A 19,408-nucleotide genomic window follows, 5' to 3' on the forward strand; every position below is an offset into this window, starting at 1 on the left:
GCGTCCTGCTCAGGTTTCAGGTTAAAGAGCGAAAGCAGACAGTGAGTGATTTCAATATACTTCTGGCCAAGAGAATAAGATCGGAAAGCTCATTTTCACTTTTCTTTCCTATCCCACATATAGGATGCACAGGTTACCCTGTTGTAAAGGGCGGCTTTGACATTGTGAGTTTGGGCTCCAATAAGTAAGCATTGAGAGCATATAAAGGCGAAGCGGTATAACTGGTTTCAATCCAGTATTAAGTGAGAGCAATAAGGGCGTCACTGTAAAACAATGACGCCGCTGGGGTGTTTATATTGCGCTAAGGCTATTCGTTACCAACAGCAATGGGGTGATTGGGATCGGTGATCCACTCGCTCCAGGAGCCGGGGTAGAGTTTGGGCATGGGGTAGCCCGCCAGGTGGGCGGAGAAGATGTTGTGGCAGGCGGTGACGCCGGAGCCGCAGTAGCAAATGACTTCCCAGGCTTTGCCGTGAGCGTAATAGTTGGCGAAACGGCGGCGTAACTCTTCTTCCGGTTTGAATACGCCTTCGGCGGTCAGGTTTTCTTCAAAGGGGGCGCAGATCGCGTTGGGGATGTGTCCGGCGACTGGATCTATCGGCTCCATCTCGCCTGCGAATCGCGGCGCGGCGCGGGCGTCCAGAATATTGACCGATGCGTCGTTCAGCTTGCTGTGCAGCTCCTCCGCCGATACTTGCAGGCGCTCATCGGGCGTTGCAACGTAGGGCGCAACCTGCGTTGGCGTCGTGGGCTCCGTAGATAGTTGATAGCCCGCTTCGCGCCAGGCTTTTAATCCGCCGTCCAGGATGCGCACGTCTTCGTGTCCAAGCCATTTTAACAACCACCACAAACGTGATGCGTAAGCGCCGGGGCCGTCGTCATAGGCGACGACTGTGTCTTCAACGGTAATTCCCGCCTGTTGTAGCCAGCTTAGGAACTTCTCGACCTCTGGGAGAGGGTGGCGGCCTGTTTTACCGGGAATCACTGGCGCTGATAGATCCTTGTTCAGGTCGGCGTATACGGCCCCTGGAATGTGACCCTGCTGATAGGCGAGGCGTCCATATTCCGGGTCGTTCAGCGCGAAGCGGCAATCGATAATGCGATATTTAGCGTCGCCCAAATGGGAGTGCAGGGATGCAGGGGAAATAAGCATGAATGTCCTTTAGCTCCTTGTTACATTTCTTTACTTTGAATGCAGTCACAGCGCCTGAACGCGCCTGCGTATATGCTAGTGATCGCCCACATTGCCTGAGACTGACTTATGAAGGACCAAGTCGTTGATATTCGCGACATATTCAAAGCCCGTCAAACGGTTTCGCGTAATCTCAAACCGACCCAATTGTTACGTTACGAGAGCCTCTCCAGGCTGATTGGCGCGGATATTTACATCAAACACGAGAATCATAACCCCACCGCCAGCCAAAAAATACGCGGTGCGGTCAATCTTGCGTGGGAATTGCGGCGCAACGGCGTCACCCGCATTGTGACCGCCGCCAACGGGGCTTCGGGGCTGGCGCTGGCGTGCGCCGCCCGCTTGTTCAATATGAGCGCATTGGTGGTGGTTCCAGAAAAAAGCCCGCTGTCATTGACTCAGCCGATACAGGATCAAGGGGCGGAAGTCCTTGCTGACGGCATCGATTTCCCGGAATCGTTGCGCATTGCGCGTCGCATGGAGGAATACGGCGATTATTACTTCGTGCACCCCGCCAACGAAATGCAGTTCATCCATGGTTGCGCCACCGCCGCCCTAGAGGTGATCGAAGAATTGCCCGAAGCGGATGTGGCGATCGGCTCCGTGGGGATGGGCGGATGCATTGCTTCCACGCTGGCGACGTCGAGCGTCCTCAATCCTAAGTTAAAAGTGATTGGCGTGCAGGCGGAGTCGGCGCCGGCCGCTTACTTGTCCTGGAAAACCGGCGCGCTGCAACGTCAGGAGAGCCGTACGTTTTCACAAGAGCTGGGCATGAGTAAAGCCTTTGAAACGCCTTTCAGTTTGTATGCGGATTTACTCGCGGACTTTGTTTTGCTGCCGGAACATCGATTATACGAAGGGGTGGCGCTAGCTGCGCATCATACCCGGCAAATGGTGGATGCGGCGGGCGGCGCCCCTATTATGGCGGCCTATCTGCTCCGGCAAAAACTTCGTAGCAAGACCGTGGTGCTGTTTATGAGCAGCGGCGTGGCGACGGCGGACGCACTGGAAGAGGCCTACACCTTATCTGCTTTTCGCAGCGGTAGACCTGAAGAACTCTAGTTGACAGTAGGGGCGTAAAAGGAGAGGGGGGGCGGTCAGGCGCGATCCTGCAATCGTGTGGTCAGCATTTCGCTGATCATTTTGCCGCTGACGGGACGGCTGAAGTAGTAACCTTGGGCCAGATCGCAATGCTTCTCCTTGAGCAGATGAACGGTTTCTTCCGTTTCTACGCCTTCCGCAACGACCAGCATATCTAAATGGTGGGCGAGGTTGATCATAGTATCGACCAACGCCAGATCACGCTGTGACTTGGTGATGTCGTCGATAAACATCTTGTCGATTTTCAGAGTGTTCACCGGCAGCCGTTTGAGATAGTTCAAAGAGGAATAGCCTGCGCCGAAATCGTCTACCGAACAACTGATGCCCAGTTTGCGCAGCTCTCCCAGTATCTCGATAGTATGCTCGATATCCTCCATCAAGGCGCTTTCCGTCAGCTCGATTTCCAGCAGCTCAGGGCGAACCGAATAACGTCGTAAAGCCTGAGTGATAGTGCTCAGGACATCTGCATGCTGAAAATGGAATGGGGAGATATTGATGGCGACGGAGAAATCTTGGTGGTTTTCCCGTCCCCAGCGCTGTAATTGTTTGCAGGCTTCTTCAGTAACCCAGTTGCCGATATCGATGATCAGGCCATTTTCTTCCGCCGCGGGGATGAACTCTGCCGGAGAGACCACTTCACCGCTTGGACGACGCCAGCGTATCAACGCTTCGACGCCGATGATCATATTACTGTGCAGGGCGATTTTCGGCTGATACAGCAAGTTGAACTCATTCTTTTCCAGCGCCGACTTGAGGTTGTTGCGAATCCTCAGGCGATGAGAGGTGAGAATTTCGAACTCGTCCGCGAAGAACTGACAATTATTGCGCCCGCGACTTTTGGCGTGGTTCATCGCCATGTCCGCCTTGCGGATCAACGCGTCGGCGTCGCGACTGTCGGTCGGATAGAGAGCGATGCCGATAGAACAGGTCAGATGAAATGTCTGCTCATCAACAGCAAAAGGGCGATCAATGGCGGAGCGCAGGCGCTCCGAAATCAAGGTCGCTTCGAAGGATGTTTTGATGTTCTCCAGCAGGACGATGAATTCGTCGCCGCCATACCGTGCGACGGTAGTTTCCGGCGGCAAGCTTTCTTTGATGCGTTGCGCGGCCATTTGCAGCAGCTGGTCGCCGGTCTCCAGGCCGGTTGAGTCGTTGATGTCCTTGAAGCCGTCGAGGTCCAGAAACATAACCGCCAGATCCCGCTGCTGACCGCCGCGTCGCTCGATTGCATGAGTGAGGCGTTCGTGGAACAAAGTGCGATTGGGCAGGCCGGTCAGGCTGTCGTGATAGGAGTGAAACAGGGCCTGCTGCTCACTGCGCTTGAGTTCGGTAATGTCGCTCAGACTCCATACCCTGCCGAGGACCTTGCCTTCGTGAATGCGTGGATTGGTGTAGCAGTCGATGAAACGACCGTCTTTCATTTCCAACAAACAATAACTGGAGCGATGATTGAAACGCTTATTGAACTCCCATAGGCGGGTCAACTCATCCAGATTCTTCACTTTTTCCCGCAAATAGGGACGGATGTGGTGTTTGTTGATGTTTTCCGCTACTTCCTGCTGCATGTCGAACATTTTCAGAAACACGTTATTGCAGGCGATCACCAGATTGTCCTGGTCGAAAACAATAATACCGTCGCAGGTGGAGTTGAGGGTGGCGTTAAGCAGTGAAACTGAATTCTCCAGCTCCTGTTTGGTCTTGGAGATCTCCTGTAATTGCCGCTTTAGCTCCTGATTGCGTTTGGTGAGCTCTTGCGAAGACAGCTCCAGAGCGCGTTCGAGCATGCTGCGCTCTTCGTCAGCCTGTAGATAGGCCGCGTCGACGGCGTCGAGAAGCGCACGCAGCCGCTCCGTCGGCAAGTCGGCGGGCAGAAGTTTTTTCAACTGGCGTTCTAGCAGCCTATGCATAGGTGGTAATCAAGCCTGGTTGATATTGCATTCTTAATCTTCGCTGATAGTTGTAATCGTCATTGTCTGGTTATGCAGGGAGCAGCCGACCCCGTTGATGACCGGACTGATTTCGCCATAGGAATAGAAACCGCATATGGCGGCGCCAGCCCCCAATACTTCGCGGACGCTTTCTACTTCTTCTTCCGTGCGCTGTTTCAGCACCATTTTGCGACCGACGCAGCTGACCAGCAACGCCAATTGCGGTTGCCGGCCGCCGGAGAAACGGCTTTGTTCCGCCGCTAAGGCCGCGCCTTCCACCAGGCGCTCGAAGTTGGCCTTCATGAAACGGGCGGCGGCGCCTTGAGGCATGTCGCCGGCGAATGTCATGGACTGCTCTGACTCATTGATGCCGAGAATGGTTCTCACAACATAGTGATTATCGGCGAGCTTGACCAGTAGGGGAAACAGCAGCGCGGTGGCGGGCAGTCCGTTAGCGTAATCGCCTAAGTAGTCTTTATAAAGGGAAAGTGCGCTGTGCTTGTCCAGCTCAAACAATTTGTTGCGCTCGGATTTGCTGATGCGCCAGTCGGGACCGAACGCGTCCCAGCCGCCCATTGAGCCGTAGCCGATGCGCAGCGAGTCTCCGTAGAGCCCGATTGCCGCGACTATTCTCTCGTGCGCAGGCGTATCGACCCAGACGGCCGTGTCGGTGAAATCCTCATAGTCGCCCGCCAGGCCGCCCGTGATCTTAACTCTCTGTGGTAAGGCCTCCAGCGCTCCCTGTACTAAATCAGAGCCATTAACCGTCAAGCCGTCCGATAGCAGCAATACATGGCGCAGTCCTTCCTGCGGCAGTTGCCGGGCGACGGCGCGCCCGACCCTGTAACTGTCTGAACTGTCCTGCACAGGACTTGAAACCACTGTGATGGTCGCACGGGAGAAACTGAGCGCAGTGACGGTCAAGGTATTCTCCAACACTTTGGTTCCCATGATCTCGCCAGCGGTGGAGCAGCCCACCATGCGGGCGTTTGGGAAACATCGGCGTAAGGCGGAATCAGCGTCGTTGGAAAACAGGAGGGATTGCCGACCGAAGCAAAGCAACAAGGCCGCTTCCTGGTCCGGTTGGTCTGGGAGGGGCGTCATCCACTGACCGTTTTTCCGGATGAATTGCTGAATTCGCATTTAGAGGACTACCGCGCAAATGACCCGTAAATGATGATCGATCGCCCGCTGCCTGTTTTGACAGGTGTTTATGTTTTATATCCTAACTATAGATAACGCGGCGAGGAATGCTCAATGTAATTTACAAAGTTTTTCCCGCCGCGACCGATTAACGAGCAGAATAGGGTGGCCAGTAGGTTTGCGCTGGCGGCTAGCCCAGGAGCAGCGAATCGTCGGCCAACCCATGCCCGCTCTTGGTCTCGAACAGTTTCAACAGGTCGGGAATAGTGGTGGACCTGCGTTGTTCTCCCTCAATGTCGAAGATGATTTTGCCTTCGTGCAGCATCAGCGTGCGGTCGCCGTAGTCCAGCGCTTGCTGCATGCTGTGGGTCACCATCAGAACCGTCAGCTTTTCCCGCTCGACGATTTCCGCTGTCAGCTCCAGAACGAACGCGGCGGTTTTGGGGTCCAGGGCGGCGGTGTGTTCGTCCAGCAGCAGTATTTCAATTGGCTGGAGAGTGGCCATCAACAGACTCATGGCTTGACGCTGTCCGCCGGACAACAGGCCGATCTGGTCGCCCAGGCGGTCTTCCAGGCCCAGCCCCAGACGGGCGACCAGCTCTTTGAAGCGCTTGTTGTCGACGGACTTGATCGCCGGACGCAAACCGCGACGTTTGCCGCGCGCCAAAGCCAGCGCCAGATTTTCTTCCAGGGTGAGGGTTTCACAGGTGCCTCTCTTGGGGTCCTGAAAAACGCGCGCGACGTTTTTGGCGCGTTTGTGAGTCGGCGCCTGAGTGACATCCTGGTGACCAATGACGATTTTGCCGGACTCCGGCTGTATTTCTCCGGCGACAGCGTTGAGCAGGGTGCTTTTGCCCGCGCCGTTGCTGCCGATAACAGTGACGAACTGCCCTTGCGGGATGGTCAGGTCGACGCCCTGTAGCGCATAAACTTCCAGCGGCGTACCACGACCGAAGCAGACGTGTAGATTGGATACCTGGATCATGCCGATGGCCTCCCTGTAGGTTTGAATACGGCGCGTTTGGCGGTCGGCAGTACAATCGCCATGGCCACCAGCGCGGCTGTGATCAGGTTGAGGTCTTGAGCTTGTAGTCCCAGAAAGTCAGTGTTAAGCGCCGCCGCCACGGCCAGGCGGTAAAGTATGGAGCCAATGATGCAGCCCAGCAGCGCCAACAAAATAGTCCGGGGCGTCAGTAGCGCTTCGCCGCCAATGACTGAAGCCAGGCCGACCAGAATAACGCCGACGCCCATGGTGATGTCCGCATTGCCTGTGGACTGAGCGAACAAGGCGCCAGCCAGCGCCACTAATCCATTGGACAGCGCCATGCCGACTATGATCATGAAACCGGTATTAATTCCCTGTGCTTTGGCCATATGCGGGTTCGCCCCGGCGGCGCGCATCGCCAGTCCCAGTTCGGACTTCAGGAAAAACATCAGCATGCCGGCGACGGCGGCAACAACGATTGCAAAGCCAATTGGGGCGGCGTAGTAATATTTAACGCCCAGAGTATCAAACACGCTGAGGACTGTGGGTTCTCCCAGCAAAGCGACATTGGGCTTGCCCATGATGCGCAAATTGATGGAGTACAACGCCATCATGGTCAGTATGGAGGCCAGCAAATGCAGTATCTTGAGCCGTACGTTCAGCCAGGCGGTAACGCTACCAGCCATTGCGCCTGCAGTAATCGCCGCAAGCGTGGCCAGCCAGGGATTCCAGCCAAACGTAATCAAAGTGGCGCACACTGCTCCGCCCAGTGGGAAGCTGCCGTCGACAGTGAGGTCGGGGAAGTCCAGGATGCGGAAAGACAGGAACACGCCGAAGGCGACAAGGGCGAATACAAGGCCGACTTCAATAGCGCCAAGAAATGCGATTTGGGACAAAAGTACCTCCGGGAACAACTGCAATGATGAGAGAGGGCCTCTCCTTGAGGCCCTGAAGAGAGCGGGATCAGCCGCCTACGATTTCCTTGGCTTCTTCAGACAATTTGGAATCCAGTTTGACGCCCATGCGCTCAGCGGCGCCGGGGTTCAGGTAAAGCTCCAGCTTTTCAACGCCTTGTACGTCGATGTCGCCAGGGGCTTTGCCTTCAAGAATATCTGCGACAATGCCGCCGGTTTGTCTGCCTACGTCGTAATAGTTAAAACCATAAGCGGCGATGGCGCCGCGAGTGACAGTGTCAGTGTCGGCGGCGATGACCGGCAGCTTGTTTTGTTCGCCGACTTTGATGACCGCTTCTACGCCGGAAATAACGGTGTTGTCAGTCAGCAGGTAGATAGCGTCGACTTTTCCTACCAGTGAACGCGCTGCGTTCAGAATTTCTGAGCTCTTGGTGACGGCGGCTTCACGCAGAATCAAACCAGCGCTTGCGCTTTCTTGTTTCAGTCTTTCCACCAGAGATACAGAGTTGGCTTCGCCAGGGTTATAGATGGTGCCAATGGTTTTCACATCAGGAACAATGCGTTTGACCAGCTGCAGGTGCTTGTCGATGGGCAGCATATCCATGGTGCCGGTGACTTTGCCGCCGGGTTTTTCCAGCGTCTTGACCAGCTTTGCTCCAAGCGGATCGGTGACAGCGGAGAATACGACTGGCGTGTTGCGCGCGGCGGCTGCGGCGGTGATCGCAGAAGGCGTGGCGATGGCGACGATCACGTCAGGCTCTTCACCCGCGAACTTCTTAGCGATCTGGTTGGCGGTAGTCGGGTTGCCTTGAGCGCTTTCGTACATCCACTTCAGGTTTTCCCCTACCTTGAACCCTCTTTCCGCGAGTTCGTCCTGCACGCCCTTACGGCAGGCGTCAAGAGCAGGGTGCTCAACGATCTGGGTAATGGCTACGAATTTTTCGTCAGCGGCCAGCGCCGCCGGACTCATGAAGGGTAACAAGGACAACAAGCCCACCAACAATTTCTTCGACATACACAATCTCTCTTTATGAGTTATGGTTTTCGCCCGCCTGACTCCTGTGCGCCGGGAGCCGGATTATAGTCGGCAGGGGAGTTTTCTAAAACCGAAAATCCGCGTTAACCCTTGCTATGATGCGCGGACCCGTTTATCTCTTTGCGGCGCCTTGAGATAAAACTTCCTTTTCGCCAGTCCCTGCATGCCCGTATAGAGGGTGTAGCCGAATCCCGCCAGGAACAATAGGGAGACGACCAGCAACACAATATTCTGGGTGAGATTCCGTTCTATATTAAATTGCACCACAGTGACGAATATCGACAGTTGTTCTATGAACAAATATGCGGTAATCAGACCGCCAATAAAACTGGTCACCATCTGGCTGCAGATAATCATCCGCGAAGGTATCACTGCGACATGCCCACAGGCGTCGCACTCATATGTTTCTGTGAGTTCCGTCTCGTTGTGCCCTTGCACAGAGGCAATAAGAATTCCATTTTTGCATTTTCGGCAGCGGTAAGAAGACATTATTATTTTCCTGTTGTAAAGATCCGGCGGTGGACGCCGTTCGACCTATCTTCTTAATGGATTCTCCTCAGGAAACGGGCGATTAATCCTTCCTTTCACGGAGCGTGCGATGGCCAATCTGTTGTCCAAATTGCGACAAACAACTGGCGGCCTGGGCTCCTGGCGGTGTGATAGGAATGGTCTCGCACGATTCCGACGAGCACATGTCAATATATGCAGTATTGGCGGGTTATTATAGCCGCTTGGCGGGGCAGGTCCACGGTTCACGGCGTTTGCGCGTAAGTTTTAAAGACCTTTTGGAGAATGAACTGGCTGAAGGCGGCGCTTGCTGCGTCAATCGGACTAGGATATTTTGCGAATCAAGCCCGGATTCACAAGCTGTCAGGGGATACACTTACTTCGTTCAGGGACCCGCTCGTTTAACGCGGTTGATTGAATTAAGGGCAGGAAGAGCCAGGACACTATCCGCAACGAATACTCTATTCGAAAAGTTAGTTGTCCGTAAAATGAATAAGTCTAATAATCAATAATTTATAAATAACCAACAATACTAATAAAAGAAGGCAAGGACATACTATGGAGCTGCACACGCATATTCCCACCCCATTGCAACGTCTTTACCACTGGGAAAAAAGCCGCCCCGGCGATGTTTTCATGACCCAGCCGATGGGCGATAACCTTTCAGTCGATTACACCTTTCAACGGGTCGCGCAGGAAACGAGACGCATGGCGGCCTATTTACGCTCGCTAGGGCTTCCAGAGGGCGCCAAGGTGGCTATCCTGTCGAAAAACTGCGCCCATTGGATCATGAGCGATCTGGCCATCTGGATGGCGGGCTATGTATCCGTCCCTTTGTACCCGACCTTGAGCGCGGATAGCGTTCGGCAGATTCTGGAGCACAGTGAGGCCAAGGTCCTGTTCGTCGGAAAGCTGGATGACTGGGATGGCATGAAGGATGGCGTGACAGCGGACCTTCACTGTATTTCTTATCCATTAAGTCCCCCCAATGATTTTCCCACCTGGGAGGATATTGTCGCGAAGACTCACCCCATGGAGGAAAGCCCGGCCAGAAAACATGAGGAACTGGCGACTATCGTTTATACCTCCGGCTCCACCGGAATGCCGAAAGGGGTGATGCTGTCGTTCAATAATCTGGCGTTTGCGGCGGATGGCGTGGTGAACTTTTTGGATGTCGGCTCCCATGAGCGGATGCTCTCTTACCTGCCGCTGTCCCACGTGTTTGAACGTTTCGTGGTGGAGATGGGCGCTCTGTACACGGGCTTCCATGTGTTTTTCGCCGAATCCCTGGACACCTTCGTGCGCGACTTGAAAGCGGCTAAGCCCACCTTGTTCCTGGCGGTGCCGCGCATCTGGACCAAGTTCCAGGCGGGCGTCTTGAGCAAGATGCCGGAGGAAAAGCTGAATCTCTTGCTGAAAATTCCGGGGGTTTCGCATCTGATCAGAAAGAAAGTGCTGAAAGGATTGGGGCTGGAGCATGTCAGGTTTGCTGGCAGCGGCTCTGCGCCTTTATCTCAGGATATTTTGAGCTGGTACCGCCGGCTGGGACTGGAGCTATTGGAGGGGTATGGCATGTCGGAAAACTTCGCCTATTCCCACATGACCAAACCAGGCCGGACTAAAGTGGGGTTTGTCGGAGAGGCGCTTCCTGGCGTGGATGTGCGTCTGGGGGACGATGGAGAAGTGCTGGTGAAAAGCCCCGCCACCATGATGGGCTATTACAAAGAACCGGATAAAACCACGGAAGCCCTCACCAATGACGGCTTTTTACGCACCGGCGATCTTGGTGAGCTGGATGATCTGGGCCGTCTCAAGCTGACTGGGCGCAAAAAGGAGCTGTTTAAGACCAGCAAAGGCAAGTATGTGGCCCCTGCGCCGATTGAAAACCGCATTATCAGCCACCCGCAAATAGAGATGGTGTGCGTGGCAGGTTCCGACTATCCCCAGCCTCATTGTTTGGTCATGCTGTCCGATGACGCCTATCCGAAGCGAACGAACCCGGACTTCCGTCAGACGCTGGAGAAGAGTCTGCAAAACCTGTTGCAGGACATTAACGCCAGCGTTGATCCTCATGAGCGGCTACAGTTTCTGGCGGTGGTGTCTGAGCAGTGGACGATCGAGAATAATTACCTCACTCCCACTATGAAGCTGAAACGCAATGTTATCGAAGAGGCCTATAAGCCTCATCTTGAGCAATGGTACAGCGCGAAAACGCCGGTTATCTGGCAGTAGTTGGTTGTCACTCGCCAGGGGAGCCGTCTCCCCTGGCTTCGTTCTGCTGGATGGCGTCGTGATTTTCCTTAATATTGCTTCGCCGTGCTGGCTTTGTTCAGCAGAATGACGGGAATGATTCCTGTTGCGACGATGAACATGGCGGCCAGAGCACTGTGCTCCAGCAGCTCATCCGATGCGTACTGATACAGGTACGTCGCCAGGGTTTCAAAGTTGAACGGACGCAGAATCAGCGTAGCCGGTAACTCTTTCAGAACATCCACAAATACGATAATCGCCGCCGTCAGCATGCTGCGACTGAGCAGAGGCATATGCACCCTGGTGAGAATGGATAATGAGCCGTGTCCCAATGTGCGGGCGGCCTGATCCATGGAGGGCGTGATGCGGCCCAGACCGCTTTCAGCGGAGCCTAGAGAAATCGCCAGAAAGCGTGCGGAGTAAGCGTAAATGATCGCAGCGATGGTGCCGCTGAATATCAGGCCGGTGCTGGTGTTGAAATACTCGCGCGCGATGCCGTCAACCCCATTGTCCAGTGCGCCCAGAGGCACAATGACGCCAATGGCCAATACTGCGCCGGGCATGGCGTAGCCGACCGACGCCATGCGCGCCATGGATTTGTTGAGGGCGCTGGGAGCAATGCGCTGAGAATAGGCCAGCAAAGCGCCCACAACCACCAGCAGCGCAGCGGCGATAGTCGCCAGTTGCAGAGAGTTCATAGCCAGACGGAAGAACTCTGAATTCCAGCTGACGTCGAAGTATTCGATGGAGTAGTACCCGAGCACGGAAGCAGGAACCAGAAAACCGAAAAATACCAATAAGAAGCAGAATGCGGAAGCGATGTAGGCCGACATGCCAGTGAGTTGGGTGGGCGTCAGCGGCCGTGTGCGGCCACCGCTTTGATAACTCTTGGACTTGTGCCGGGAGGCGCGCTCCAGGTACAGCAACGCCAGGGCGATGGCCACCATCAGGGCGGCGATTTGCGCCGCGCCGCCTACATTGCCGAGGTTAAGCCACGTATCGTAAAGCCCCGCGGTCAGTGTCTGCACAGCAAAAAAGCTGACTGTGCCGAAGTCGTTCAGGGTTTCCATCAGCACCAGCGCCAGACCGACAGCGAGAGCGGGACGGATAATTGGCAGCACGATGCGAAAGAGTGTGCGCAACGCGCCGGCGCCCAGCGAGCGGCTGGCCATCAACAAGCTGTCTGACTGTTCCATTAACGCGGCGCGGCAAGTCAAATAAACATATGGATACAGCACCAGAGAGAACATGATGACGGCGCCGCCCAGGCTGCGAATCTGGGGGAACCAATAGTCGCGCGGAGTGCGCCAGCCGAACCATTCCCGCAACAGCGCCTGCACCGGGCCGGAATACTCCAGTAAATCGGTATAGACATAAGCGATGACGTAAGCGGGTACGGCGAAAGGGAGTAAGAGGGCCCAGGAGAACAGTCTGCGCCCGGGAAAACGGTAGAAGGCCACCAGCCAGGCGGAAGTTACTCCAAAAAAAGTGGCGAGCAGACCGACGCCCAGCATCAGAAAGAATGTGGCTTCCAGATAGCGCGGCAGCACCGTGCTCCATAAGTGGGGCCAGATATTTTCTGTAGGAAAGAAGGCCACATAGACGACGGCGAGCAAGGGAATGACGGCGATCAATGCGATAACCGCGCTGAAATAACGCCAACGGCGGGCGTCTGGAGATCCTGTCGCCGCGTGTTTGGAAAGCTCCCGTAATACCGGGGCTGATACTGCTTCCATTAGTGGGTGACCTTAACGTCAGTTCCCGGGTTTATAACCGTCAAAGCCGAAGCGCGCAGGCTTCGGCTTATGATAAGACAGTCGTTGTATGCGGTCAGCCGTCGAAGTCGACTCTGTCCACCATTTTCACCGCTTTTTCACGCAACTCGCCGACTTTGTACAGAGGCAGCTCATCACGCTTGAATTCGCCCCAGGAAAGCACCAGGCCAGATGGCTCCACGCCGGGCTTAATCGGGTATTCGTAGTTATGCTCGGAGTACATCTTCTGAGCCAGTTTCTCTGTCAAAAACTCCATCAGTTTGATGGCGTTTGCTTTGTTGGGTGAGCTTTTTGTCAGCGCGACGCCACTGATATTGACGTGTGAGCCGCGGTCTTCCTGGTTAGGGAAAATCAAATTGACTGCGCGGGCCCATTCAATCTGATTTTCATCCGTCAGCATCAAGCCGTAGTAATAGCTGTTGCCCAGGGAAACGTCACAAATGCCGTCCTTGATGGCTTTGACTTGCGCACGGTCGTTACCTTGAGGCTTGCGCGCCAGATTCTCTTTAACGTTGCGCAGCCACTCCTCTGTCTTAGCTTCACCGTGATGAGCGATCATGGAGGCGAACAGGGCGATGTTATACGGATGCTTGCCGGAACGCGTGCATATGCGGCCTTTCCACTCTGGTTTGGCCAGGTCTTCATAAGAAATGCTTTTCACGTCAGTACGCTCTTTGGAAGCGTATATAACGCGTGCACGGGCAGTGAGGCCAAACCAGGAGTCATCCGCCGCCTGATACTGTTCGGGGATATTGGCGTTTAATACGTCCGACTTTACAGGCTGCAGCACCTTGGCGTCAGTCAGTTCCTGCAACTGTCCGATGTCCGTACTCAACACTAGGTCCGCGGGGCTATTGGCGCCTTCGCGCTTCAGTCTCTCCGCCACGCCTTCTTTGGCGAATACAACGTTGACTTTGATATTGGTTTGGTTGGTGAAGGTATCTAGCAAAGGCTGGATGAGAAATTCCTGACGGTAAGAGTAGACATTCACTTCTTCAGCGGCCTGGGCGGCCAGTGGCGTTAAGCAGAAGGCGGAAAGTAGAGCGGCTTTGAATACCGACGCAGTCTTTTTTTGCATGAAAGAGTCCCCAAAAAATAAAAGTAAATATAATGAAAATAATTCTCAGTAATTTTTGGGCGGTGTCAAGCCCGCATATATCGGATCCGCTATTTGAAATCTCTTCACAGGTATGGAAAATCGAACTGTTTTGTGTGCAGGAACAAGCGCTTAATAATGGTCTCGTCGTTATTTGGCTGGGTTTGCCCGATACGACGCATTGATGAAAACAATGATGACTTGATCTAAAGCAACCTGTCGGCTTTTAAAAAAACGAATGGGAAGCCTGCAAGCAAGGCAAATTAAGAAGCAAGTAAGAGTCAAAAAGTAAGAATAAATAGCCGCAACAGCCTAAGCTACACCGGAGAAAGTCATGGCCAACCGTTCCCATACCGAGCGATTATTATTGTTGATCCTTCCTTTATTGAGTGCGTTTGGCGGTTGCGCTACGGAGTACTCTCATTACGGTCGTTTTATTGCGGAGAATTCAGCAGGGCAGGAGCGGGAGTTCCTGATTTCCTGGCGGACGACTGAAAACGTCAGTGGAGAGATCGCTGCGGTAACGCCAGTTACCCTGCGCACGCAATGTAGCGATCGCGAATTGTTATTTGTGGACTCGGGTCAGGGCGGCGACGCCTGTCGCGGCAGTCAGGAAGGTGTTGTCTGGTGTGGCTCGCCAGGACAGGATCTGTCGTTAGACGGTGAGGCACTGGTTGATTCGACGACGCTATGCGGAACGATTACGCAGGAAAATGGGGCGGACCATATCGCCGATCTTGGGCGCGTAATACAATTGCAGATTTCTTGCTGGCCGGCGCAGACAGTAGTTAAAACGGATGATGGCTCTGGTAATCTGGACTATATCAAAGCTTCTTCCGTTCCTTATATAGTGTCGGTCAAGCGGGCGGAGGCCGGCGGCTCAGAAGACAGGCCGCCAGCGCTTTCGGACACTGTCTGCGTAACGGATTGATTTCACGGCGACGCCTCAATAAGTGTGACAAACCCCGCAAAGTCCGTGAGAACTTGTCTATATTTGTACAAAACGTAAGAAAACTTAATTTTTTTGTAACCGAAAGCCTACCTAACGCAGTGGCTTCTTTCCGTCGTTGCGGGAAAATAGCCAGCATGTCGTAGTTGAGCTGAGAGCGGGCGCTCTATGAGGTTGTATCTATGGCCGCCAAGAAGACACAGATAGCGGTAAGTGAATTACAGATTGGGATGTTCGTGGCGGATTTAGATCGTCCATGGCATCAAACTCCTTTTCCTATTCAGGGATTTTATATTCGCAGCGCGGATGACGTTCGCGCATTGCAGTCCTTCTGCCGTTCGGTTTATATCGACCGTCCGCTGACGCGCACTGAATATGAAAAGATGGAGAACAGCGGCAAAGAAGAGTTGCTGTTCAAGCTGGGCTCATTGTCATCCAGTAAGTCGGTTGACGAACATCGACTGACCCTCCCTCCCATTAAAATTCGTCGTCCAGCCAAATACGAGCGACAAAGTACGCTGAAACACGAAGTGAAAGAAGCGGAAAAGCTGACGCATCGCGTTAATCAGGCGCTTGATCGCGTTTTCGCCAATGTTTGTCTGGGACAAGCGCCGGATATCGTGGAAACCGAAGAAGTGGCTGCATTGATGGTGGATAGCGTTATTCGCAATCCTGACGCCATGTTGTGGTTGTCCCGTGTCAGAAGACGGGATGAATACGCTTATTCGCACTCCGTAGCCGCCAGCATATGGGGATTGGTGTTTGGGCGTCAGCTTGGGTTATCCAGGAGTTATCTCAAAGATCTGGCTACTGGTCTGTTGTTGAGTCAGGTGGGTAAGGCGAAAATGCCGCAGGAGCTGCTGCAAAGCGTCAGGTTTCTGGACGCCTCCCAGTATCAGCGCTACAAAGGCTATGTGGAAATGAGTGTGGCGATTCTCAAGTCGGACCCCACCATTTCGCCGAGAGTGGTGAGTGTAGTGGAGCACCATCGTGAGCGTCACAACGGCTCTGGTTTCCCGCAAGGGGTGACTGGCGACAAAATTCCACTGCTGGCCAAAATAGCGGGGCTGGTCGATCATTATCAGGAAATGCTGGAGCCGCGCGCTGGGACGGAAGCGATGACTTCGCTGCAGGCGGTGACGGCGCTTTACCACTCCCGCAATATAGAGTTCCAGGAAGACCTGGTGGAAAAATTCATTCAGTGCGTTGGCATCTATCCGACCGGCGCTACTGTTGAATTGAGCAATCGCGAAGTGGGCGTGGTGATTCAGCACAACATGGAACGTAAACTCTGGCCGACTGTGATGGTGCTGCTGGATGAGGACAAAGCGCCGCTGCGCACAGCCAAAGTTGTGGATTTGATGGCGTTCAATATCAAGCAGGGCAATGAAGACAATTATCTTCACATTACCCACAGCCTGCCCAGTGGGGCATATGGCATTGACGCCTCCCGTTTTCAGGTGACCGGCGCCAACAGCCGCTGGAGTCTGCGTCACTTCATGGGATAATCGAGTGTGATGCGGTTGACGCTACAGCAGCGTTACCCGCATCACCTTCTGATACCAGCGATAATCACCTTCCAGACGCATATTCACCACGATTTCTGTTTCCTCTCCCGACTCTCCCGTAATCATAAAACTGAACTCCCGGCTTTCCGGTGTGGGATCTGGAATGATGGATATCACTGAGCGGGGCGGGTCTGGAATTTCACCTTCGGAATCCGGCAGTTCATCCACGGTTTTCACTTCCAGATCCGCCAGTCCAACGGAAATATCAATCAATCGGATTTGCACGGTGAAAGTGCGCGTGTCACTGGCGTTCGCCTCAATGTGCTCGCTTTCCAGGAAAATATGGCCGCCTTCCCGGAGAAAGATGTTGGAGCCGAGCATGTTGACCCAGTTCACGCCTACTGAAGCGGCGGCTATCGTTTCCAGCGGCGTGAGATCAGAGCAGACTTCGCGTAGACACAACTCCGCTACAAGCAGGTTTTCCGGGCTTTCGGGGAGGTCGTCCAGGTTGCCGAAGTTGGCGGGGTCGATAGTGAAATCTACGCCAGCGGCATTGACGGAGCTTTCAATGATCGCGCGCGTGGAGCCGCGAATTTGAATGCCGTTTTCCGTATCGGAGTCGAAGTCGATGGAAACCAGGAAGCGCGCTGTATTAACGGCGATATTGGACTCTACATTGAGCACCTGCTTTTCCTGTTCCGTGTGAGTAGTAAGGCCGCCGACGACAGTGCCTGGGTAGATGGTCTGCTCCCAGGCTGGGTCGAAGTCGATAGGGGTCATGAAGCGCTTAATTGGGATATCCTGCGCCAGTACGACATCGCCAACGAAGAAAGTGACGGTCTCTCCAGCGTAATACTTGAACTGGCCGTGATCGCCGGTGACGCCGGACTGACTGGCGGTTCGGTAATTGAGGCCCGCTACGCCGGGGGAGCCAAGGTACGCGGTCGCCCTATCGTCGCTGGATTCGCCTCCGCCGCCGCAACCCGCCAATACGGCGGCGCACGTCAGGGTCATGGCTCTTAACGGCCGTTTTATCATCGATACTTTCCTTTTTGTTTATTAGAATCGGGGCTTTCTTAACCCTGGCGCTTATTGACGCTGATTATAAAGAGTGGGCGGATGGTAAAAAGGAAGCTCATCGCAGTTTTCAGGGAAATGGACGATTAATTCCGTCATTTTCATTGAAAAAACTCACCCGCGACGCAATCTATACAGTCTTCCCGTAAATCAGGCCGCTGGCGCGCCCCTTATGCTCGACGCTCTCACACTGGCCGCAGGAATCAGAAAGAATTATGACTACCGCACTGGCTATTCGCGACTTAAGAAAAATCTACGGTAATGGCTTCGAAGCCTTGAAAGGAATCAACCTGGATGTTGAGGAGGGGGATTTCTTTGCGCTTCTGGGCCCCAACGGGGCAGGCAAGTCCACCACTCTTGGCATTGTCTCCTCATTGGTGAACAAGACATCCGGCGCTGTCTCTATCTTTGGTCACGATCTCGATAAGGATTTGGTCAAAGCAAAGCTGCAATTGGGCGTGGTGCCTCAGGAATTCAACTTTAACCAGTTCGAAAAAGTGTTCGATATTCTGGTCACCCAGGCGGGGTACTACGGTATTCCCGCCAATGTGTCGAAGGACAACGCGGAAAAATATCTGCGGGAGCTGGGGCTTTGGGACAAGAAGGACCAACAGGCCCGGATGTTGTCCGGGGGCATGAAACGGCGTCTGATGATCGCTCGCGCGCTAGTGCATGAGCCGCGTCTGATTATTCTGGATGAGCCGACCGCCGGCGTGGATATCGAGCTGCGCCGCAGCATGTGGACCTTCCTCTCTAACGTCAACAACGAAGGCCGCACGATTATTCTGACCACTCATTATCTGGAAGAAGCGGAAGCATTGTGCCGCAACATCGCCATTATCGATCGCGGACGGATTCTGGAAAACACCAATAAGCGCGATTTGTTGAATAAACTTAATCAGGAAACCTTCGTGCTAGACCTGACCTGTCCATTGCAAGAGGCGCCGCTTCTGCAAGGTTATGGTGCGCGCTTAACCGCCGATGGAATGTTGGAAGTGGATGTGGACAAGCAGCGCAGCCTGAACGAAGTGTTTCAGCAGTTGGATCAGTTGGGGGTGAAAGTGAGTAGTATGCGCACTAAAACCAACCGTCTGGAGGAACTGTTTATTCGCATGGTCAATGAGGATAAGAAAGAGACGAGCAGTACCGTGAGTGCAGAGGAGGCGCAGGCATGAATCGCGCAATAATGATCGCCTTTAACACCATCCTGATTAAAGAGGTGCGCCGCTTCACTCGTATTTGGACGCAGACACTGCTGCCGCCAGCGATCACCATGACACTGTATTTTGTGATTTTCGGCAATCTTATCGGGCCGAGAATTGGAGAAATGGGCGGTTATTCCTACATGGATTTCATCGTGCCCGGACTGATCATGATGTCGGTCATTACTAATTCCTACGCCAACGTAGTGTCTTCTTTTTTTGGAATGAAATTTCAGCACAGCATTGAAGAACTGCTGGTGGCTCCCGTACCGAACTACGTGATTCTATTGGGGTATGTCGGCGGCGGCGTCGCTCGCGGGTTGGCGGTAGGCGTCATTGTCACCGCGATCTCCCTGTATTTTACGGATTTGCAGATCCACAGCCTGCCGGTGGTGGTCAGCGTCGTTTTCATGACGGCAGTGCTGTTTTCTCTGGGGGGCTTTATCAATGCGGTATACGCCAACAAGTTTGACGATATCTCCATCGTGCCGACCTTTATTCTAACGCCGCTGACCTACTTGGGCGGGGTCTTTTACTCCATCACGCTCTTGCCGGAGTTTTGGCAGAATGTGTCATTAATTAACCCTATTTTATATATGGTCAACGCGTTTCGTTATGGTCTGCTGGGCGTCAGCGATATTAATTTGGGCGCGGCCTACGGCATGATTCTCTTATTTATCGTTGCGTTGTTCACTTTCAGCATGCGCTTGTTGAATAAAGGCGTTGGCATTCGCACCTAACCGGT

General features: G+C 53.9%; 16 protein-coding genes. 6 read left to right on the top strand and 10 right to left on the bottom strand.

What is annotated here, in order from left to right; translation table 11 throughout:
• Positions 1 to 307 precede the first annotated feature (307 nt).
• A complete protein-coding gene (locus AC2IBB_RS12215) occupies positions 308 to 1,153 on the bottom strand; it encodes a sulfurtransferase (protein ID WP_486333124.1) in 846 nt (281 codons plus the stop codon).
• A gap of 108 nt (positions 1,154 to 1,261) precedes the next feature.
• Between AC2IBB_RS12215 and AC2IBB_RS12220 the strand changes: the two genes are divergently transcribed.
• Positions 1,262 to 2,254, top strand: a complete 993-nt coding sequence (locus AC2IBB_RS12220; RefSeq protein WP_486333125.1) for a threonine ammonia-lyase — start codon at positions 1,262 to 1,264, stop codon at positions 2,252 to 2,254.
• Between the two features lie 35 nt (positions 2,255 to 2,289).
• Here AC2IBB_RS12220 and AC2IBB_RS12225 read toward each other — a convergent pair whose 3' ends face one another.
• The 6 genes from AC2IBB_RS12225 to AC2IBB_RS12250 form a co-directional block, all read right to left on the bottom strand.
• Positions 2,290 to 4,200 (bottom strand): putative bifunctional diguanylate cyclase/phosphodiesterase, encoded by a 1,911-nt coding sequence (locus AC2IBB_RS12225; RefSeq protein ID WP_486333126.1) that lies wholly within the window; start codon positions 4,198 to 4,200, stop codon positions 2,290 to 2,292.
• A gap of 33 nt (positions 4,201 to 4,233) precedes the next feature.
• Complete coding sequence (locus AC2IBB_RS12230; protein WP_486333127.1) at positions 4,234 to 5,364, bottom strand: FIST signal transduction protein; 1,131 nt, start codon at positions 5,362 to 5,364, stop codon at positions 4,234 to 4,236.
• 190 nt (positions 5,365 to 5,554) lie between these two features.
• Entirely contained in the window at positions 5,555 to 6,349 is a 795-nt protein-coding gene (locus tag AC2IBB_RS12235; RefSeq protein WP_486333128.1) for an ABC transporter ATP-binding protein, read from the bottom strand.
• The gene (locus tag AC2IBB_RS12240; RefSeq protein ID WP_486333129.1) at positions 6,346 to 7,245 is read right to left on the bottom strand and encodes an ABC transporter permease; all 900 of its coding nucleotides are present in this window, start codon (positions 7,243 to 7,245) and stop codon (positions 6,346 to 6,348) included. Before AC2IBB_RS12240 ends, AC2IBB_RS12235 begins: the two co-directional genes overlap by 4 nt.
• Positions 7,246 to 7,312: 67 nt before the next feature.
• Complete coding sequence (locus tag AC2IBB_RS12245) at positions 7,313 to 8,278, bottom strand: ABC transporter substrate-binding protein (protein ID WP_486333130.1); 966 nt, start codon at positions 8,276 to 8,278, stop codon at positions 7,313 to 7,315.
• A 114-nt stretch (positions 8,279 to 8,392) separates the two neighbouring features.
• Entirely contained in the window at positions 8,393 to 8,788 is a 396-nt protein-coding gene (locus AC2IBB_RS12250) for a hypothetical protein (RefSeq protein WP_486333131.1), read from the bottom strand.
• Between the two features lie 576 nt (positions 8,789 to 9,364).
• Between AC2IBB_RS12250 and AC2IBB_RS12255 the strand changes: the two genes are divergently transcribed.
• Positions 9,365 to 11,038 (top strand): AMP-binding protein, encoded by a 1,674-nt coding sequence (locus AC2IBB_RS12255; RefSeq protein ID WP_486333132.1) that lies wholly within the window; start codon positions 9,365 to 9,367, stop codon positions 11,036 to 11,038.
• A 68-nt stretch (positions 11,039 to 11,106) separates the two neighbouring features.
• Here the strand turns inward: AC2IBB_RS12255 and AC2IBB_RS12260 are convergent, their stop codons facing one another.
• Entirely contained in the window at positions 11,107 to 12,792 is a 1,686-nt protein-coding gene (locus AC2IBB_RS12260; RefSeq protein WP_486333133.1) for an ABC transporter permease, read from the bottom strand.
• 94 nt (positions 12,793 to 12,886) lie between these two features.
• Positions 12,887 to 13,909 carry a Fe(3+) ABC transporter substrate-binding protein gene (locus AC2IBB_RS12265; protein ID WP_486333134.1) on the bottom strand — a complete coding sequence of 341 codons (1,023 nt, stop codon included), beginning with the start codon at positions 13,907 to 13,909 and terminating at the stop codon, positions 12,887 to 12,889.
• A gap of 352 nt (positions 13,910 to 14,261) precedes the next feature.
• Between AC2IBB_RS12265 and AC2IBB_RS12270 the strand changes: the two genes are divergently transcribed.
• Positions 14,262 to 14,858 carry a hypothetical protein gene (locus AC2IBB_RS12270; protein ID WP_486333135.1) on the top strand — a complete coding sequence of 199 codons (597 nt, stop codon included), beginning with the start codon at positions 14,262 to 14,264 and terminating at the stop codon, positions 14,856 to 14,858.
• A 200-nt stretch (positions 14,859 to 15,058) separates the two neighbouring features.
• Positions 15,059 to 16,384 (top strand): HD-GYP domain-containing protein, encoded by a 1,326-nt coding sequence (locus AC2IBB_RS12275; protein ID WP_486333136.1) that lies wholly within the window; start codon positions 15,059 to 15,061, stop codon positions 16,382 to 16,384.
• A gap of 21 nt (positions 16,385 to 16,405) precedes the next feature.
• Here the strand turns inward: AC2IBB_RS12275 and AC2IBB_RS12280 are convergent, their stop codons facing one another.
• The gene (locus AC2IBB_RS12280; RefSeq protein ID WP_486333137.1) at positions 16,406 to 17,422 is read right to left on the bottom strand and encodes a hypothetical protein; all 1,017 of its coding nucleotides are present in this window, start codon (positions 17,420 to 17,422) and stop codon (positions 16,406 to 16,408) included.
• A gap of 254 nt (positions 17,423 to 17,676) precedes the next feature.
• Here AC2IBB_RS12280 and AC2IBB_RS12285 point away from each other — a divergent pair, with 254 nt between their 5' ends.
• Both AC2IBB_RS12285 and AC2IBB_RS12290 read left to right on the top strand, forming a co-directional pair.
• Positions 17,677 to 18,636 (top strand): ABC transporter ATP-binding protein, encoded by a 960-nt coding sequence (locus AC2IBB_RS12285; protein WP_486333138.1) that lies wholly within the window; start codon positions 17,677 to 17,679, stop codon positions 18,634 to 18,636.
• The gene (locus AC2IBB_RS12290) at positions 18,633 to 19,403 is read left to right on the top strand and encodes an ABC transporter permease (protein ID WP_486333139.1); all 771 of its coding nucleotides are present in this window, start codon (positions 18,633 to 18,635) and stop codon (positions 19,401 to 19,403) included. Before AC2IBB_RS12285 ends, AC2IBB_RS12290 begins: the two co-directional genes overlap by 4 nt.
• Positions 19,404 to 19,408: the final 5 nt, after the last annotated feature.

It is taken from the genome of Hahella sp. NS-SX17, from assembly GCF_057367735.1.

Excerpts from the sequence above, each read along its gene's own strand:
- AC2IBB_RS12215 (WP_486333124.1), bottom strand. The coding sequence starts at position 1,153 with ATGCTTATTTCCCCTGCATCCCTGCACTCCCATTTGGGCGACGCTAAA.
- AC2IBB_RS12220 (WP_486333125.1), top strand. The coding sequence starts at position 1,262 with ATGAAGGACCAAGTCGTTGATATTCGCGACATATTCAAAGCCCGTCAA.
- AC2IBB_RS12225 (WP_486333126.1), bottom strand. The coding sequence starts at position 4,200 with ATGCATAGGCTGCTAGAACGCCAGTTGAAAAAACTTCTGCCCGCCGAC.
- AC2IBB_RS12230 (WP_486333127.1), bottom strand. The coding sequence starts at position 5,364 with ATGCGAATTCAGCAATTCATCCGGAAAAACGGTCAGTGGATGACGCCC.
- AC2IBB_RS12235 (WP_486333128.1), bottom strand. The coding sequence starts at position 6,349 with ATGATCCAGGTATCCAATCTACACGTCTGCTTCGGTCGTGGTACGCCG.
- AC2IBB_RS12245 (WP_486333130.1), bottom strand. The coding sequence starts at position 8,278 with ATGTCGAAGAAATTGTTGGTGGGCTTGTTGTCCTTGTTACCCTTCATG.
- AC2IBB_RS12250 (WP_486333131.1), bottom strand. The coding sequence starts at position 8,788 with ATGTCTTCTTACCGCTGCCGAAAATGCAAAAATGGAATTCTTATTGCC.
- AC2IBB_RS12255 (WP_486333132.1), top strand. The coding sequence starts at position 9,365 with ATGGAGCTGCACACGCATATTCCCACCCCATTGCAACGTCTTTACCAC.
- AC2IBB_RS12260 (WP_486333133.1), bottom strand. The coding sequence starts at position 12,792 with ATGGAAGCAGTATCAGCCCCGGTATTACGGGAGCTTTCCAAACACGCG.
- AC2IBB_RS12265 (WP_486333134.1), bottom strand. The coding sequence starts at position 13,909 with ATGCAAAAAAAGACTGCGTCGGTATTCAAAGCCGCTCTACTTTCCGCC.
- AC2IBB_RS12270 (WP_486333135.1), top strand. The coding sequence starts at position 14,262 with ATGGCCAACCGTTCCCATACCGAGCGATTATTATTGTTGATCCTTCCT.
- AC2IBB_RS12275 (WP_486333136.1), top strand. The coding sequence starts at position 15,059 with ATGGCCGCCAAGAAGACACAGATAGCGGTAAGTGAATTACAGATTGGG.
- AC2IBB_RS12280 (WP_486333137.1), bottom strand. The coding sequence starts at position 17,422 with ATGATAAAACGGCCGTTAAGAGCCATGACCCTGACGTGCGCCGCCGTA.
- AC2IBB_RS12285 (WP_486333138.1), top strand. The coding sequence starts at position 17,677 with ATGACTACCGCACTGGCTATTCGCGACTTAAGAAAAATCTACGGTAAT.
- AC2IBB_RS12290 (WP_486333139.1), top strand. The coding sequence starts at position 18,633 with ATGAATCGCGCAATAATGATCGCCTTTAACACCATCCTGATTAAAGAG.